Origin of the sequence: Pedobacter antarcticus, assembly GCF_900112985.1 — a bacterium.
Lineage (GTDB): Bacteria > Bacteroidota > Bacteroidia > Sphingobacteriales > Sphingobacteriaceae > Pedobacter > Pedobacter antarcticus.
The window spans coordinates 725,276-741,795 of record NZ_FONS01000001.1 but is presented as its reverse complement, the minus strand read 5'-3'; the positions used below and the strand labels follow the sequence as shown (position 1 = coordinate 741,795).

17 protein-coding genes are annotated in these 16,520 nt (G+C 41.0%); 9 read left to right on the top strand and 8 right to left on the bottom strand.

Translation table 11 applies throughout. The annotated features are described in order from the left end of the window. Positions 1-3 precede the first annotated feature (3 nt). Positions 4-423 (bottom strand): c-type cytochrome, encoded by a 420-nt coding sequence (locus tag BM192_RS03195; RefSeq protein ID WP_037443353.1) that lies wholly within the window; start codon positions 421-423, stop codon positions 4-6. A gap of 3 nt (positions 424-426) precedes the next feature. Further along, a complete protein-coding gene (locus BM192_RS03190; RefSeq protein ID WP_037443355.1) occupies positions 427-1,077 on the bottom strand; it encodes an SCO family protein in 651 nt (216 codons plus the stop codon). Positions 1,078-1,176: 99 nt separating this feature from the next. Here BM192_RS03190 and BM192_RS03185 point away from each other — a divergent pair, with 99 nt between their 5' ends. The 6 genes from BM192_RS03185 to BM192_RS03160 all read left to right on the top strand — a co-directional run bounded on the left by BM192_RS03185 (position 1,177) and on the right by BM192_RS03160 (position 6,839). Beyond that, on the top strand, positions 1,177-2,178 hold the full coding sequence (locus BM192_RS03185) for a beta-ketoacyl-ACP synthase III (protein ID WP_037443357.1): 1,002 nt from the start codon (positions 1,177-1,179) through the stop codon (positions 2,176-2,178). A 2-nt stretch (positions 2,179-2,180) separates the two neighbouring features. Further along, positions 2,181-2,615 (top strand): hypothetical protein, encoded by a 435-nt coding sequence (locus BM192_RS03180; protein ID WP_037443359.1) that lies wholly within the window; start codon positions 2,181-2,183, stop codon positions 2,613-2,615. Beyond that, positions 2,615-3,232: an SCO family protein gene (locus tag BM192_RS03175; RefSeq protein WP_037443388.1), complete on the top strand. Its 618-nt coding sequence runs from the start codon at positions 2,615-2,617 to the stop codon at positions 3,230-3,232. The genes BM192_RS03180 and BM192_RS03175 overlap by 1 nt, the downstream gene beginning before the upstream one ends. Before the next feature lie 98 nt (positions 3,233-3,330). Further along, positions 3,331-4,005 (top strand): superoxide dismutase, encoded by a 675-nt coding sequence (locus tag BM192_RS03170; RefSeq protein WP_037443390.1) that lies wholly within the window; start codon positions 3,331-3,333, stop codon positions 4,003-4,005. Between the two features lie 54 nt (positions 4,006-4,059). Further along, complete coding sequence (gene poxB, locus BM192_RS03165) at positions 4,060-5,784, top strand: ubiquinone-dependent pyruvate dehydrogenase (protein WP_037443361.1); 1,725 nt, start codon at positions 4,060-4,062, stop codon at positions 5,782-5,784. 83 nt (positions 5,785-5,867) lie between these two features. Further along, positions 5,868-6,839, top strand: a complete 972-nt coding sequence (locus BM192_RS03160) for a 2-hydroxyacid dehydrogenase (protein ID WP_037443363.1) — start codon at positions 5,868-5,870, stop codon at positions 6,837-6,839. On the opposite strand, the gene BM192_RS03155 is transcribed toward BM192_RS03160, so the two are convergent. Together BM192_RS03155 and BM192_RS03150 are read right to left on the bottom strand one after the other, a co-directional pair. Continuing rightward, a complete protein-coding gene (locus BM192_RS03155; protein ID WP_037443365.1) occupies positions 6,817-7,137 on the bottom strand; it encodes a chaperone modulator CbpM in 321 nt (106 codons plus the stop codon). The genes BM192_RS03160 and BM192_RS03155 overlap by 23 nt on opposite strands. 15 nt (positions 7,138-7,152) lie before the next feature. Then, entirely contained in the window at positions 7,153-8,067 is a 915-nt protein-coding gene (locus BM192_RS03150) for a DnaJ C-terminal domain-containing protein (protein WP_037443368.1), read from the bottom strand. A 305-nt stretch (positions 8,068-8,372) separates the two neighbouring features. On the opposite strand from BM192_RS03150, the gene BM192_RS03145 reads away from it, so the two are divergent. Then, positions 8,373-9,386, top strand: a complete 1,014-nt coding sequence (locus BM192_RS03145; RefSeq protein WP_037443370.1) for a LacI family DNA-binding transcriptional regulator — start codon at positions 8,373-8,375, stop codon at positions 9,384-9,386. 68 nt (positions 9,387-9,454) lie between these two features. Here BM192_RS03145 and BM192_RS03140 read toward each other — a convergent pair whose 3' ends face one another. Continuing rightward, complete coding sequence (locus BM192_RS03140) at positions 9,455-11,188, bottom strand: phospho-sugar mutase (RefSeq protein ID WP_037443372.1); 1,734 nt, start codon at positions 11,186-11,188, stop codon at positions 9,455-9,457. A 253-nt stretch (positions 11,189-11,441) separates the two neighbouring features. On the opposite strand from BM192_RS03140, the gene BM192_RS03135 reads away from it, so the two are divergent. Next, a complete protein-coding gene (locus tag BM192_RS03135) occupies positions 11,442-12,755 on the top strand; it encodes an aspartate kinase (RefSeq protein WP_037443374.1) in 1,314 nt (437 codons plus the stop codon). A gap of 181 nt (positions 12,756-12,936) precedes the next feature. Next, positions 12,937-14,094 (top strand): diaminopimelate decarboxylase, encoded by a 1,158-nt coding sequence (lysA, locus tag BM192_RS03130; protein ID WP_037443377.1) that lies wholly within the window; start codon positions 12,937-12,939, stop codon positions 14,092-14,094. A 526-nt stretch (positions 14,095-14,620) separates the two neighbouring features. Here the strand turns inward: lysA and BM192_RS03120 are convergent. The 3 genes from BM192_RS03120 to BM192_RS03110 all read right to left on the bottom strand — a co-directional run bounded on the left by BM192_RS03120 (position 14,621) and on the right by BM192_RS03110 (position 16,494). After that, positions 14,621-14,836, bottom strand: a complete 216-nt coding sequence (locus BM192_RS03120) for a hypothetical protein (protein WP_037443379.1) — start codon at positions 14,834-14,836, stop codon at positions 14,621-14,623. Between the two features lie 18 nt (positions 14,837-14,854). Continuing rightward, positions 14,855-15,238: an SRPBCC domain-containing protein gene (locus BM192_RS03115; protein ID WP_037443381.1), complete on the bottom strand. Its 384-nt coding sequence runs from the start codon at positions 15,236-15,238 to the stop codon at positions 14,855-14,857. 65 nt (positions 15,239-15,303) lie between these two features. Beyond that, complete coding sequence (locus BM192_RS03110; RefSeq protein ID WP_037443393.1) at positions 15,304-16,494, bottom strand: acyl-CoA dehydrogenase family protein; 1,191 nt, start codon at positions 16,492-16,494, stop codon at positions 15,304-15,306. Positions 16,495-16,520 lie beyond the last annotated feature (26 nt).

Sequence of the window (16,520 nt, the reverse complement as noted above, 5' to 3'; positions counted from 1 at the left end):
TGGCTATTTACAGTTCCCCAGGTCAGTAGTAACCTGTTCGGTGGTATACATGCCCTGTTGATGGCCGAAGCCATTGGTAATATATACGATAACCTGTGCCAGATCAATAGTAGCCAGGTTTAGCGGCTCCATCTTGCCCTCATATACTTTTCCGTGGACAGTAAGTTTTTCTGAGACTCCGTTTTTAATATAACAGGCCAATTTCTGTTTATTGGTTTTCATGAAAACGCTGTCTGTCAGCGGGGGAATCAATTCGCCCAGGCCTTCACCTTTAGTCCCATGACAATTCTGGCAATGGTTGATATAAAGATCTCTGCCATTGACATAGTAAGCGTCCTGCTGAATTGTTTCAGCAGTCTGGCAAGAGTAAAACATGCCGGAAAAAATCAGGATAGTTAAAAAAAGGATTGTAAGTTTACGCATGATTTATTTCTTGTATTCATCCAGCAGTACAGGAATATCCTTACGCAATTGTTCCACCTGCTCCGGATTTGTACCGTCATAAGCACCTCTGATTCTTCTGTCTTTATCGATCAGAACCAGAAATCCCTGGTGGACATAGCCTTCACGGTCATTGCTGTCAACCTGAACGGCGACGAGATAACTTTTTTCCGCTATTGTATAAATACTGTCCTTTGGGCCGTAGACAAACTGCCATTTAGGATCGTATACATCCAGCTTCTGCGCATATTTTTTCAAGACTGAAGGCTTGTCATATTTGAAATCAATAGTATGGGAAAGGAACATCACGTCAGGATTGCTTTTAAAATCCTGAAATAAAGTTTTCATATTCTTATGCATAATCGGGCAGATACTGGTGCAGGATGTGAAAAAGAAATCTGCAACGTATATTTTATCCTTGAACTGATCATTGGTTATCATTACACTATCCTGATTCAAAAATTTAAAGTCAGGAATAGTCTGGTAAATAGTGTCTACGGTAAATCCGTCTGCTTTTGCAACTTCTTTTGTATCTCTGACACCATAAATGGGCAACTTTCGTTCTTCTTTACAGGAAGCCGTTAATAACACGGTACCAAGTAGTAAAGCAGAAAAGAAATGTAATGGATTGTTCATAATTGTAAGAATATGCCTGCAAAGGTACACTACTCTTAAAATAAAGTGTAACGTACCTGTAAATATTTCTTAGTTTTGTGCGCAGAATTTAATGCTTAAATGAGAAAGAGATATAATGCTGTCATCACAGCTTTGGGTGGATATGTACCGGAGACTATACTATCAAACCACGATCTGGAAAAAATGGTGGATACCAATAACGAATGGATTATTTCACGTACGGGAATTCAGGAAAGAAGGATATTGAATGATGATTCTTTAGCCACTTCTGACCTGGCTACGCTTGCAGTAAAACGCCTGCTCGAAGATAACCATGTAAATCCGGAAGAAATAGAGTGCGTTATAGTCGCAACTGCAACACCTGATTATATTATGGTCTCCACAGCTAGTATTGTTTGTGAGAAAGCCGGCCTGACCAAAGCATGGGGCGTTGATTCCAATTCAGCATGCAGTGGTTTTCTGTATGCACTGACTCTGGGCGCAAGTTTAATCGAAAGTGACCGCTACAAAAATGTAATTGTAATAGGTGCAGATGCGAACAGCACGATTGTAAACTATGAAGACAGGAATACCTGTATTCTTTTTGGCGATGGTGCAGGAGCAGTATTGCTGGAACAAACTGAAGAAGAAGTCGGTCTGATAGACAATGTATTTAAAACAGATGGTTCCGGAAAAGAACACCTGATCGTTACCGCCGGTGGATCGTTACACCCTTCTTCGCCGGAGACACTGAATCAAAAACTCAATTATATTTCACAAAACGGCAGAATTGTTTTCAAGGCTGCTATTGAAGGAATGACTCAGACCTGTACAGAAGTACTGGAAAGAAATGGTCTGGATACAGCCGATGTAAACTGGCTGATCCCGCATCAGGCAAATTTACGAATCATACATGCAGTAGGAGATAAGCTCGGCCTGCGCGAAGATCAGGTTAAAGTTAATATTCAGCGTTATGGTAATACAACCGCTGCAACTATTCCTTTGTGTATGTGGGAGTTCCAGAAAGACTTTAAAGAAAATGACACCTTATTACTGACAGCTTTCGGCGCAGGATTCTCCTGGGGAGCCAGCTACCTGAAATGGGGTAAATTAAGAAAATAGAGATGAAAAAACTGATTATAGCTGCTTCCATAGTTGGAATAATGTTTTCCTGCAGTCAGCCGGTAGATTACAAGGCTGAACGTGACCAGGTAATGAAAACTCATGATCTGGTTATGGCTGACCATGGTATAGTGGTGAAGAATCAGATGGCTATCGATTCCCTTTTACAGAATCTGGGCGCTTTAAAACAACGTTTCCCTACGCTGGACATTGCACGCGAAAAAGTACTGATGGAAGAAAAGGTAGCCCGGCTTAAGGCGGCGGAAGAACTAATGAATGATTGGATGCATCAGTTTGAGCCAGATATTGAGCAGAAATCAAATGAAGAAGCTGCGGCCTATTTCAAAGCGGAAAATATTAAGATCAACCGGATCGACAGTCTTTATAAGGCAGAGATATCCGCGTCAAACTCTTATTTATCTGCTTTCAGAGAATGATGATAAAAAACCTAATATACCTGGGACTTCTTGTTGCATTTTTAACAAGTTGCCAGCAGGAACAGAAACGTTTGCCTTATTTGCAACAGGAAATTACAGGCACCGACACAACATACAGATCTATTCCTGATTTTAAGTTTCTGAATCAGGACAGTACGGAAGTCACCGGAAAAGATTTTGATAAAGCTATATATGTAGCAGATTTCTTCTTTACATCTTGTCCGACAATCTGTCCGATCATGCACCGGAACCTTTTAAAGATCTATAAAAAGTACGAAGGAAACCCAGGTGTAAAACTCGTATCTCACACGATTGACTATAAATATGACACCCCTTCCCGGATGAAAACCTATGCCAGTAAACTCGGTGTACAAGGAACGCAATGGGAATTTCTTTGGGGCGTACGGGATTCGGTTTATAATATCGCTGAAAAACATTATCTGGTGACTGTAGGAGAAGATAAAGCTGCTCCCGGAGGTTATATCCATCAAGGTTACCTTGTGCTCGTAGACAGGGAGAAACGTATCCGCGGAGCATATGATGGAACAGTAGATGCACAAGTTGATCAATTGATGAAAGACATGGATATTTTATTGGAAGAGTATAAAGGCAAATAGCATAATTTGAATTCTGTCAGTCATGAACCCTTTAATACAGGTTCATGCAAACAAAATATATAGCAGGGGGTTTTATTATTAAAATTAATAAAACCCCCATGAAGCTATTCAAAAATATCATCCCCGTAATTTTACTGCTCACAGCCTCCCATAGTGTGAGTGCACAATTTAAGCTGGCACCTCTGCCTTATGCTTATAATGCCCTGGAACCTGCTATCGACAAGGAAACCATGGAGATTCACTACACCAAACATCATCAGGGTTACGTTAATAATCTGAATGCAGCGGTAAAAGGTAGTGCAGCAGAGGGCAAGTCTCTCGCCGACATTTTAGCCTCTGTGTCTTCTTATCCTGCGGCCATACGTAATAATGCAGGTGGACATTATAATCATACAATGTTCTGGCAGGTAATGGGTGCAAAACCTAAAGCGCCTTCAGCTGCTTTTCTAAAAGAAATAGACCAGACTTTTGGTTCCCTTGATAAATTCAAAGCTGCATTTGCAGACAGTGCCGCAAAACGTTTTGGTTCTGGCTGGGCATGGCTTATAGTTCAGAATGGTAAGTTGAAAATTTCCACCACGCCTAATCAGGATAATCCTTTAATGGATGTGGTGAAAGAGAAAGGTACTCCAATACTTGCTTTAGATGTATGGGAGCACGCTTATTATCTTAAATATCAAAATAAACGCCCTGACTACATTACTGCCTGGTGGACCGTTGTCAACTGGGAAGAAGTAGAACAGCGATATAATAAAGTAGTTAAAAAATCTTAATAACCACCTATGAAGCCGCCCCCTTCGGGCGGCTTTTTTTTAAAGTTCAGATTTATGACAAAGACAGTAGCAGCTCAATTCGTTGAAATTTTAGAGCAGGCAGGAGTTACAGCCGTTCATGGTGTCGTAGGCGACTCTTTAAACGGTATTGTAGAAGAAATCAGACAATCAAAAACCATTAAGTGGGTACATTACCGGCATGAGGAAGCTGCCGCCTTTGCGGCGGGAGCAGAAGCACAGATTACTGGTAAACTGGCGGTCTGTGCCGGTAGCTGCGGCCCGGGTAATATGCACCTGATTAATGGCTTATATGATGCACATCGTAGTAATGCACCGGTACTGGCTATTGCGGCGCATATTCCGAGTGAACAGATAGGGACAGCCTATTTTCAAGAAACAAGACCGGAATCCCTTTTCCGGGAATGCAGCTATTATTGCGAAACTATCGCTTCTGCAAGACAGATGCCAAGAGTGCTTCAGATCGCTATGCAGCATGCAGTTGGGCAATCTGGTGTAGCCGTAGTCAGCATCTCCGGTGATGTCGCTATGGAAAAGGCACCTTCTGATCAGCTTGAACATCAAATCTTCCATAATAAACCAGTTATCAGACCAGCAGATGACGATCTCAGGAAACTCGCTGCATTAATTAATCAGCATAAAAAAATAACCTTATTATGCGGTGCAGGCTGTGCTGGTGCCCATCAGGAATTATTAAGTCTGGCAGCGGCAGTTAAATCGCCGATCGTCCATGCGCTGCGCGGTAAAGAACATGTGCAGTACGATAACCCTTACGATGTAGGAATGACTGGTTTAATCGGGCTTACTTCTGGTTATCAGGCTGTCGAAGACTGTGAACTGCTCATTATGTTGGGAACAGATTTTCCATATAAAGAATGGTATCCACCTAAAGCTAAAATTGTACAGTTGGATATACGCCCGGAAAGACTGGGCAGAAGATGTAAGCTCGAGATGGGTCTGGTCGGTTCAGTTAAAGAAACACTTGAAGCCTTGTTACCATTGATTGACCATGCTCAGGACAGCAGTTTTCTTCATAAAAGTCAGGAGAGATATCAGGACAACCGTAAGAATCTGATGAAACATGCACAGGCTGTTGAAGGAGAGGCTATTCATCCGGAATATTTGACAAGATTGTTAAGTGAACAGGCCAGTACAAATGCCGTTTTTACTGCAGATGTAGGTACACCATCTGTATGGGCAGCCAGATATATCGATATGACAGCCGGAAGGAGGCTTATTGGTTCTTTCAATCACGGTTCCATGGCTAGTGCAATGCCACAGGCAATCGGTGCCCAGCTAACTGACTTGAACAGACAGGTCATTTCCTTATCAGGTGATGGTGGTTTTGCAATGATGATGGGTGATATCCTCACTATCCATCAATATGATCTTCCTGTAAAACTCGTTATCTATAATAATAGCTCATTAGGTTTTGTTGCCATGGAAATGAAAGTAATTGGCATGCCACCATTTGGAACAGATTTAAAGAATCCAGATTTCGCGAAAATGGCAGAAGCGATCGGAATCCGGGGAATCAGGGTGGAGAAAGCCGAAGATCTAGAGGCCGCTGTTGCAGCTGCACTGGCACATCCAGGTCCGGTAGTTCTTGATGTAGTAGTCAATCAGACTGAACTTTCCATGCCACCTAAAATAGATTTGGAGCAGGCTAAGGGATTTGGAATTTATATGTTAAAGCAAACGCTGAAAGGGGATGGGAAGGAAGTATGGGATACAATCCGTTCGAATTTTTTAAGTAAATAGGGGGATAAGGATTTCAGGAGTATATTTGATCAATTCAGCGTAAATTATGCTGAATTGCTTCAATACGCTAAAAATTAGATCAGATGAGAGTATTTGTTACCAGAAGAATTGCAGACGCTGGTTTGCAGTTATTGAAAGATGCCGGTTTAGAAGTTGAAGTATGGGCTGAAAAAAGAAAGTTGAGCCAGGGTGAATTAATCAGTGCCTGTGGCAACGCAGACGCGCTGATAAGTGCTGGACAAGCATTAAACGAAGAGTTTATGGATGCCTGTTCACACTTGAAAGCTATTGCTCTGCATTCCGTTGGATATGATAATGTAGATATAGCTGCCGCAACCAGGTTGGGAATTCCTGTTGGAAATACCCCGGGTGTTTTAAGTGAGTCTACGGCAGACACTGCTTTTTTGCTGATGCAGTCTGTTGCAAGAAATGCTTTTTATATGCATAAAACAATTGGACGTGGTGAGTGGGGTTTTTTTGAGCCAACAGCGAACCTGGGCCAGGATCTCAGTGGGTTGACACTTGGAATATTCGGTCTTGGTAAAATCGGTTTTGAGATGGCAAGAAAGTGTCGTGGTGCTTTCGGTATGAACGTTATCTATCATAATCGTAAACCAAATGAACAGGCCGAAAAGGAACTGGATGCAAAATACGTTAGTTTCGAAGAACTTCTTCAACATAGCGATGTGCTAAGCGTTCATACTGATCTAACACCGCAAACCAGACACAAATTTGATGAAAGTGCTTTTAAACAGATGAAACCCACGTCTATTTTTGTGAATACTGCCAGAGGTTCCATACATGTAGAAACAGATCTGAAAACTGCACTTGAGAAAGGAATAATGTGGGGTGCAGGGCTGGATGTTACGAGTCCTGAACCAATGGAAGCAGATAACCCACTACTCGACATGCCCAGAGTTGCTATATTGCCACATGTTGGTTCAGCTACTTTGAAAACAAGAACAGCGATGTCCCGACTTGCTGCAGAGAATATAATTGCAGTTGCGCAGGGCAGACAAATGGAGTACCAGATTAATGCTTCACCTGATGTCTGAAATCGGGAAAATGCTCCTGAACATAAATATGATTTTTAAGCTTTGAAATTTCCGACTGCATTTGCTTTACTTTTTGCAGCAGATGTACAATTGCATCGATGCCTTCTATATTAATCTGAAGATCATAGTGGAAATGGATAAATCTATCCATTTCCACTAATTGTTCATAATGCAGATATTTTTGACCGTTTCTGGTAGTCAGTACCACTAAGCCGGAGTCTTCTAATGCTTCAATGAATGTTTTAGGTACAGCATAATGTGTACAGTAATCATTTATGGTTATCAGTTCTGTTTCCATAGCTAACGTGTTTTATTAACCTGATATAGCCTGTAATTCTTTAAAGAGGGCCTCTTGTTTTTCATTCAGGTTACTTGGTATCTTAACCGTATATGTCACAAAAAGGTTTCCGAATTCACCTTCTTTTTTATATACAGGGAAACCTTTGCCTTTTAGCCGTACTTTAGTGCCATTTTGGGTACCTGCAGGTATTTTTAATTTCACCTTACTGGTTAGAGTATCTACAGTAACCTCACCGCCTAATACAGCAAGGAAAAGATCTATTTCTTTATTTAGGAACAGGTCATCACCGACACGATGAAACCGGTTGTCTTCGGCGATGGTAATGGTAATTAACAGATCTCCGTCCGGCCCGCCATTGGCTCCGGGACTTCCCTGGCCTTTAAGCTTAATTACCTGACCGGAAGCGATTCCGCCGGGAATTGTGATTCTCAGGCTCTTACCATTAACTGTCACCGTTTTTTTATGGGTTTCAGCAGCATCCATGAAAGATATTTTCAGTTCAGCCTGCAGATCCTGACCTTTAAAACGTGCGCTGTTTCTACTTTGCCGCGCGCCGCCGCCACCGAACATAGACTCAAAAAAGTCTGAGAAGTCACCGCCACCGAAGTTTCCTCCTCCTCCGCCATATCCACCACCACCACCAAAACCGCCGCCGAAAGGGTTACCCCTGCCAGGCTGGCCTGATTGCTGGAACTGGTCAGCATGTTTCCAGTTCTCCCCATATTCATCGTATTTCTTACGCTTTTCAGGATCATTTAGCACTTCATTAGCCTCATTTACCTGCTGGAACATCTTATTGGCTTCTTTATCATCAGGATTTAAATCCGGGTGATACTTTCTGGCCAGTTTACGGTATGCTTTTTTAATATCATCCTGTGAAGCTGACTTATCAACACCCAAAACTTTATAATAATCAATGTATGCCATAGTCTTTGAATCGAAAGCCAAATTTACGTTAATATCCTGAATTATGAATAACGTTGAATTCAGATGATTGCGAAAATTATGCCGTCGACTGGTAAGATTACAGAAAGAGATAAAAATAACTTGCTTAACTGTGTAATGGTTAGAAATGCCTCCAGGTATTCGTACTAAAGAACACTTATTAAGCTATTTTTTATTTATTGCCGTATTTTGAATAAAAAAATCAAAATAAACGTGTAGAGACAGTGGAGACTGTTTCAGTTATAAAAAATATTTTTCTAGCTTGCTTTCGAATTAAACGACGAAGCATGAAACCCCTTTCCATAAAGGATATTGCCAAAAAGGCTAATGTCTCTATTACAACAGTGTCATTTATCTTAAATGGCAAAGCTGAAAAGATGCGCATAAGCCAGGAGATGATTTTAAAAGTAGAAAAAATCATCCAGGAACTCGGTTTTAAACCTAACCAGGTAGCCCGCAGCTTACGAACAGGCACAACAAAAACTATCGGACTTATTGTTGAAGATATTTCCAACCCTTTTTTCGCTGCAATTGCAAGGTTGATTGAGGATAAAGCTTATAAGCACGGATATAAGATAATTTACTCGAGTACAGAGAATGATCTGGAAAAAGCAAAAGGACTCATCAGAATGTTTAAAACCAGGCAGGTAGACGGATATATCATCGTCCCGGTAACCGGACTGGAAGAAGAGATACAGGATTTACTAAATAATAATACACCGGTGGTTGTATTTGATAGAAGTCTGCCGGGGTTGGATGTCAATAGCGTGCTAGTTGATTGTGCGGCTGGAACATATGCTGCTGTAGAATCCCTCATTAAACAAGGGAAGAAAAATATTGCATTCGTAACCGTAGATGTGGATGTTCAACAAATTAAAGACCGCTATGCGGGTTATATGAATGCGTTAAAAGATAGTGGCATTAAAGCCTCCAAAAAACTGCATCAGTTAATTCCTTTCAGTAGTACCCCCGATGAAACGGCCGGCCTTCTCAAAAATTTCTTCACCAAAAATGCGGAGATAGATGCTGTATTGTTCGCTACCAATTATCTGGCAGTTCGCGGTCTTTTTTGTTTCAAGGAACTGAACAAAACACTCAATGGAGATTTTAAAGTGATTTCTTATGATGATCACGATATTTTTAAACTGCACAGTCCCGAGATCAGCGCAGTAGATCAGCCTATCGACGAAATTGCAGAAAATGTAATTAGTCTGATCCTTAAAGATCTGGCTGCTGACCATACGCTTGAAAAAGCTCCATTTAATCAGGTTCTATTAAAATCAAGATTAATTAGTAGATAAAATAAAACCCCGATGAGCAGCGCTTATCGGGGTTTTATTTTATAGGTGATAAAGATTAGATTTCCAGGTTAAGCCTGCAAGTCTTCCATCAATGATTTTATCTTTGCAGCAAGCTGTGCATCAACGTCTTTGAAAGCTTCACGAGTCGAAAGCGGCGCATTTACACTGCAATAAAATTTAATCTTGGGCTCAGTACCGGAAGGTCTCGCAGAAACGATACTTCCATCTTCTGTAATGAATTGCAGGACATCCGATTTAGGGAAATCCAATTTACTTTGCTTTTGCTGAATCAGATCAGTTTCAACGCCCAATTCATAATCCTTAAGCGTTTTAACTTTTGAACCGCCTAATGTCTGAGGAGGGTTGCTGCGGAATTTCTCCATCATAGCTTTAATCTCTTCTGCACCAGATTTTCCTTTTTTAGTTAAAGAAACCAGTTCTTCTTTATAAAGGCCGTATTCTACATACATGTCCAGCATTGCATTATATAAACTGCTGCCTTTATCTTTATAGAAGGCAGTCATTTCTGCTATAAAAGCGCAGGAGATGACCGCATCTTTATCCCTCACCAATTCGCCAATCAGATAGCCGTAGCTTTCTTCACCACCACCTATAAAGGTTTTTTTACCCTGAAGACTGGTAATCAGCTGTCCAATATATTTAAATCCGGTTAAGGTATTATAGTATTTTACTTTTTTAGCGTCAGCTATTGCTTCAATCAGGTTGGTGGTTACGATCGTTTTAACGATATACTGATCGCCATCTAGTTTTCCCTTTTCATCCCAGGCAGTTAACAGATAGTTAATTAATAAACTACCGGTCTGGTTCCCATTAAGCAGAACAAATTCACCGTCATTATTTTTAACTGCGATACCAACCCTGTCTGCATCCGGATCTGTCGCCAGTACTAAATCTGCATCAATTTCCTGCGCTTTTTTAAGTGCAAGCGTCATTGCTTCCTTTTCTTCCGGGTTCGGATAAACAACTGTTGGGAAATTGCCGTCTGGTTTTTCCTGCTCGGCAACCACTGTCAGGTTATCAAAACCAAACTGAGCCAGCGCTTTAGGAACTAACGTAATTCCAGTTCCATGAATAGGGGAGAATACAATCTTCAGATCTTTCTGTCTTTCGATAGCCTCTGGTGAAACCGATAATTTGGTTATTGCATCCAGGTACTGCTGATCAATTTCTTCACCGATCAGTTCGACATTTTCAGCTATCCTTTCAAATTTGACATCATCAATGTTTTTGATTTTGGCAACTTCATCCATAACCATGGTATCATCAGGTGAAGTAAATTGTCCTCCATCTGCACCGTATGCCTTATAACCGTTATATTCTTTAGGATTATGCGAGGCAGTTAGCATTACACCACTGCGACACCCTAAAGTTCTGATTGCAAAAGAAAGTTCTGGAGTGGGGCGTAAAGCTTTAAAGAAATAAACATGAATACCATTCGCAGAGAAAACATCGGCAGCGATACCTGCAAATTCATCAGATTTATTTCTGCTATCATGTGCAATAGCAACTTTAATCTTTTCTCCCGGATATTTATTAAGCAGATAGTTGCTTAAACCTTGTGTGGCTGTGCCTATTGTATATTTATTAATCCTGTTGGATCCTGCACCCATAATACCGCGTAAACCGCCGGTGCCAAACTCCAGGCTCCGATAAAAGGCATCGGTTAGTTCCACGGAAGCATTTTGAGCAACTAATTGCTGAATTTCTGCTTTTGTTTCCTGGTCGTAATTACCGTTAAGCCAGGTATCAATGGTTTGCTGTGTAGCTGCGTCTAATTGCATAAGATTTGATGATATTTGATTATTTTTCTCTGTTAAAAGAATAAAAGAGGTCGAATTGTTTAGCGCCGGACCGCTATTTTGCAGGCAGTCCAAATTTTATTTTGTTTATAGCGTGAATATTACAGGCGATTTATTAATTTCACGCCTCAATACAATTATATACCAAATTAATTGAATAAAAAATACCTTCCTCAAATAATTAAAAACGAGGTTTTCTATTTTCCTGTTCAATATTTTAAAACCTAAATGTAAAATGAAAATATTAAAGTTTGGTGGAACTTCTGTAGGAAGTCCCGCTCGGATGAAAAGCTTATTGGATATCATTGATCCTTCAGCAGAACAAATTGTGGTATTATCGGCCGTGTCTGGTACAACCAATAGTTTAGTGGAAATTTCGGACAAACTTTTAAAGGAAGATAAACAGGTTGCGTTAACTTTGATTAACGCATTACTTGCTAAATACAATGAGTTTATAATTGAACTTTTACCTGAAGGCGATTTCCGTGATCAGGGACAGGAGGTTGTAGATTATCATTTTAATTTTCTGGCTTCTTTAGTCAATGATATTTTCACACCAATTGAAGAAAAAGTAGTGCTTGCACAAGGAGAACTCCTGTCAACTACTTTATATCATATTTATTTGAAATCAATAGGCGTACCTTCAGTATTATTGCCTGCACTGGATTTCATGAAAACAGATGCTGATAACGAACCCGATATTCCTTTTATCACAGCTAACCTTCAACCAATTTTAGCAAAATATCCAGAAAATAAGCTATTCATTACTCAAGGCTTCATCTGCAGAAACAGCTTTGGTGAAGTAGATAATTTACGTCGTGGCGGAAGTGATTACACCGCATCTTTAATCGGTGCAGCCTTATTGGCAGAAGAAGTTCAGATCTGGACCGATATCGACGGCATGCATAATAACGATCCAAGAATTGTTAAAGGTACACGCCCAATCTCCCAGCTTTCTTTTGATGAAGCAGCCGAGCTCGCTTATTTTGGGGCTAAGATTCTTCACCCTCAGTCGGTATTCCCTGCTCAAAAATATAAAATTCCTGTACGCTTGTTAAATACTATGGAGCCTTCAGCAAAAGGTACGTTGATCTCTATGGAAAGTGAAAAAGGAAAGATCAAATCTATTGCAGCAAAAGACGGAATTACAGCGATCAAGATTCATTCCAGCCGCATGCTTTTAGCTTATGGTTTCCTGAGACGTGTATTCGAGATTTTCGAGCGGTATAAAACGCCAATCGATATGATTACGACTTCTGAAGTAGCGGTATCCCTCACTATTGATTATACAGATAATCTGGAGAAGATTGTAGAGGAGCTGCATGCATTTGGTTCTGTAGAAATAGATACCGACCAGACTATTGTTTGTGTTGTAGGTGACTTCGGTGCCAGCAAGCATGGATTCGCTTCCAGGGTATTAGATTCTATCAAGCATATTCCGATCCGGATGATTTCTTATGGAGGCAGTCAGTATAATATCTCCCTGTTAATTAATACGGAAGATAAAACTGAAGTCCTCAGAAGTTTACATAACCGGATTTTTGAATAAGTCTTATCTCTTTTTGAGGTAAACCAGAATAGCAACTAATATAAAAAGGAGTGCGACGAAGATTCTTATCCTTCTGTCGTATTCTTTACTGCTGATCTTATTGCGCCGGAAATCCATGTAGTTTCCAAGGTATATCAGCCCCATACCAATTAAACAAAATACAAGTAGAAATTTAAACATTATGTTTTCTAATAAAGATATAGCGCAATTTGCAGATTTAGATACACCTTTTTATTATTATGATCTCAAATTATTGCAGCAAACACTGGACGCTTGTGCAGCAGCTGCAAATGCGCATGATTTTCACGTGCATTATGCAATGAAAGCAAATTTTAATGACCGTTTACTACAATCCATCCATGCGACTGGCTTCGGCGCAGACTGTGTGAGTGGTAACGAAGTGAAAAAGGCAATCGAAATTGGTTTTCCAAAAGAACAGATCGTATTTGCAGGTGTCGGTAAGTCTGATAAAGAAATTAATGAAGCACTTGATCTTGATATTTTCTGCTTCAATGTGGAGTCAATTCAGGAACTTGAAGTTATCAATGAACTGGCGCAAGCTAAAGGCAAAACTGCTAAAGTAGCGATCCGTATCAATCCAAACGTAGATGCGCACACGCACCATAATATCACGACAGGACTGGATGAAAATAAATTCGGTATCAACTCCTGGGATCTTCCACTTTGCGCGGAGACACTTAAGCTTGCTAAAAACCTGGAATTTGTGGGTATCCACTTCCACATCGGTTCACAAATTACTAACCTGGATGTCTACAAAAACCTATGTGTCCGTGTAAATGAGTTTGCAGGCTGGTTTGAAGAGCGCGGCTTCATGGTTAAGGTATTAAATGTTGGTGGTGGTCTGGGGATTGATTATCAAAACCCGGAACAACAGATTCCCGACTTCATCGCCTATTTCCAGATATTTGCCGATTTCTTAAATAAAAGACCTAACCAGGAAGTTCATTTTGAACTTGGCCGGGCACTGGTTGGGCAAAGCTCTTCGTTAATTAGCAGGGTTCTATATGTTAAAAATGGCAAGAAAAAGAACTTCGTAATCCTGGATGCGGGTATGACTGAACTGATGCGGCCTGCACTTTATCAAGCATATCATCAGATTGAGAATATCAGTCGTCAGGATAGTGAAGAGGTAATAAAGTATGATGTGGTAGGTCCGATCTGCGAAAGTACAGACTGTTTTGGTAAAGAGGTTTTATTACAGGAGACAAAAAGGGGCGATCTGATTGCAATTCGTAGTACAGGGGCTTATGGTGAGGTCATGAGTTCACACTACAATCTCAGAGAGGCTGTAAGGTCTTCGTTCGGCCAGGGGGGGTGATAAAAGGGGGTGCGGTAATAGCATAAAAAAAAGAGATTAGGTTTATTCAGAACTACAGCAAAGCTGAAAGGTTCTTTTAAACCTAATCTCTTTTTTTTATGCGGGGTTACCGCGGTATTTAAGGGAGGTCCGGGGGTGTACAGGGGACTGTAGCACTCTTTTTTTGCGTGTTATATCCGGGAAAGGGGGGGATGATGAAAGGGGTGAGGTAATAGCAAAAAAAAACCGGTTAGGTTTATTCAGAACTACAGCAAAGCTGAAAGGTTCTTTTAAACCTAACCTATTTTTTTTATGCGGGGTTACCGCGGTATTTAAGGGAGGTCCGGGAGTGTGTAGGAGGACTGTATAGGTTTTTTGCAGGGTTACTGTAGTTTTTGGGCGATTATGATGAGGTATGTTACGGTTTGTTTTAGTAGTGATGTTTAGCAGTATTGGTTTTAGGGGACGGTTTTCCGGGAAAAGCAAAAGGCTACCTTGATGGGTAGCCTTTTGCTTTTTGATAGGGCGGTATTTTGTTGTGTAGTTATTATGCGTTCTTTTTGGAGCTGAACATGATAATGGCTCCGGCTAGCAGGACTATTCCTCCGGCGTAGGGAGGCCAGTTAACGGTTTTCTCTTTATCTGCAGAGACCTGGATTGGGCCTGCATCGATAATTTTCTCTTTCTTGGTGTAGGTAAAGCCGGTCCAAATTAGCAGGACGGCGCCTACAATGACTAAGATTAATCCGAAACTCTTGTTCATAATTGTTTGTTTTTAGGTTTATTCTTCCTCGAAGAAATCCTCAAGTCCGCCAAGGTAATGCTCGTTGATGCCTGCAGTGAAATCGTCAAAGTCTTCGTCGGGAATATTGGTTTGAACAAATTCCAGGGAAGTACCTTTTTTATCAGGGTGCAGTTTGATCGTTACAATAGAGGGCTCATTGTCTTCTCCGAAGTACCATTGTTGTACAATTTTTTTGCCAAAGTCAAATTCCAGATTCTTCCCGACGATATCTCCATCCCAGAAAGAAAATTCGGTGCCCACTTCCTCAGTGAATTCTACTTCCGCGCCGGTCCAAAGTTGGATGCTTTGCGCTTTAGTCATGGCCAGGTATACCTCCTCAGGAGTAACAGGAAGGGAATAGTATTTTTTAAAAGTCTTCATTTGATGTATTGTTTACTATTTGTTGTAGCCGTTGCCAGCAGTTTTATTCTATTTTTTATTGATCGCTACTTAAAAGCGTTAATTCCGGTTACATCCATGCCGGTGATCAGCAGATGTATATCATGTGTACCTTCGTAGGTGACGACAGATTCCAGGTTCATTATATGTCTCATAATCGGATATTCACCGGTTATGCCCATTCCGCCAAGCATCTGACGGGCATTTCTTGCGATATCAATTGCGATTTCCACGCTATTTCTTTTGGCCATTGAGATTTGTTCTGCGGTTGCCCGGTTTTGTGATTTCAGTACACCTAATCTCCAAACTAAAAGCTGGCCCTTGGTAATCTCAGTTATCATTTCAGCCAATTTCTTTTGCTGTAGCTGGAAACCACCGATAGGTTTACCAAACTGTTCCCGTTGTTTTGAGTAGCGTAAGGCGGTATCATAACAATCCATCGCCGCACCCAATGCGCCCCAGGCAATCCCATAACGAGCTTGGTTCAGGCAGCCCAACGGGCCTTTCAAGCCTGAGATCTCAGGAAATACATTTTCCTTTGGGATTTTCACCTGGTCAAAAACCAGTTCACCAGTTGCCGATGCACGTAAACTCCATTTGTTATGCGTTTCGGGAGTTGTAAAACCCTCCATGCCACGTTCAACAACCAATCCCCTGATTTTTCCCGCTTCATCCTTGGCCCATACCACAGCAATGTCAGCAAAGGGAGCATTTGAGATCCACATTTTTGCTCCATTCAGCAAATAATAGCTACCCATATCTTTGATAGTGGTCGTCATGCCACCAGGATTAGAACCATGATCAGGTTCTGTTAATCCGAAGCATCCCATTAATTCACCCGTAGCTAATTTAGGAAGATACTTTTTACGCTGTTCCTCCGAACCATATGCGTATATCGGGTACATGACCAACGAACCTTGTACAGAAGCAGTTGAGCGGATCCCAGAGTCGCCACGCTCCAGTTCCTGCATCAGGATGCCATAAGCGATGTAATCTAGTCCCGCGCCGCCATACTCAACCGGAATAGTGGGTCCGAAAGCTCCAATTTCACCTAAACCTTTAATCAAATGTTTCGGAAACTCCGCTCTTTGTGCATAATCCTCAATCACCGGGCTGATTTCTCTCTTCACAAAATCTCTCGCTGCAGATCGGATCAGTAAATGTTCTTCGGTCAGTAATTCATCCAGTAAATAATAATCCGGTGCTTCATAAAGGTCTTTCTTTCCTGATTTATTCATGCTTTCCATTATATTTGGTTGATGGG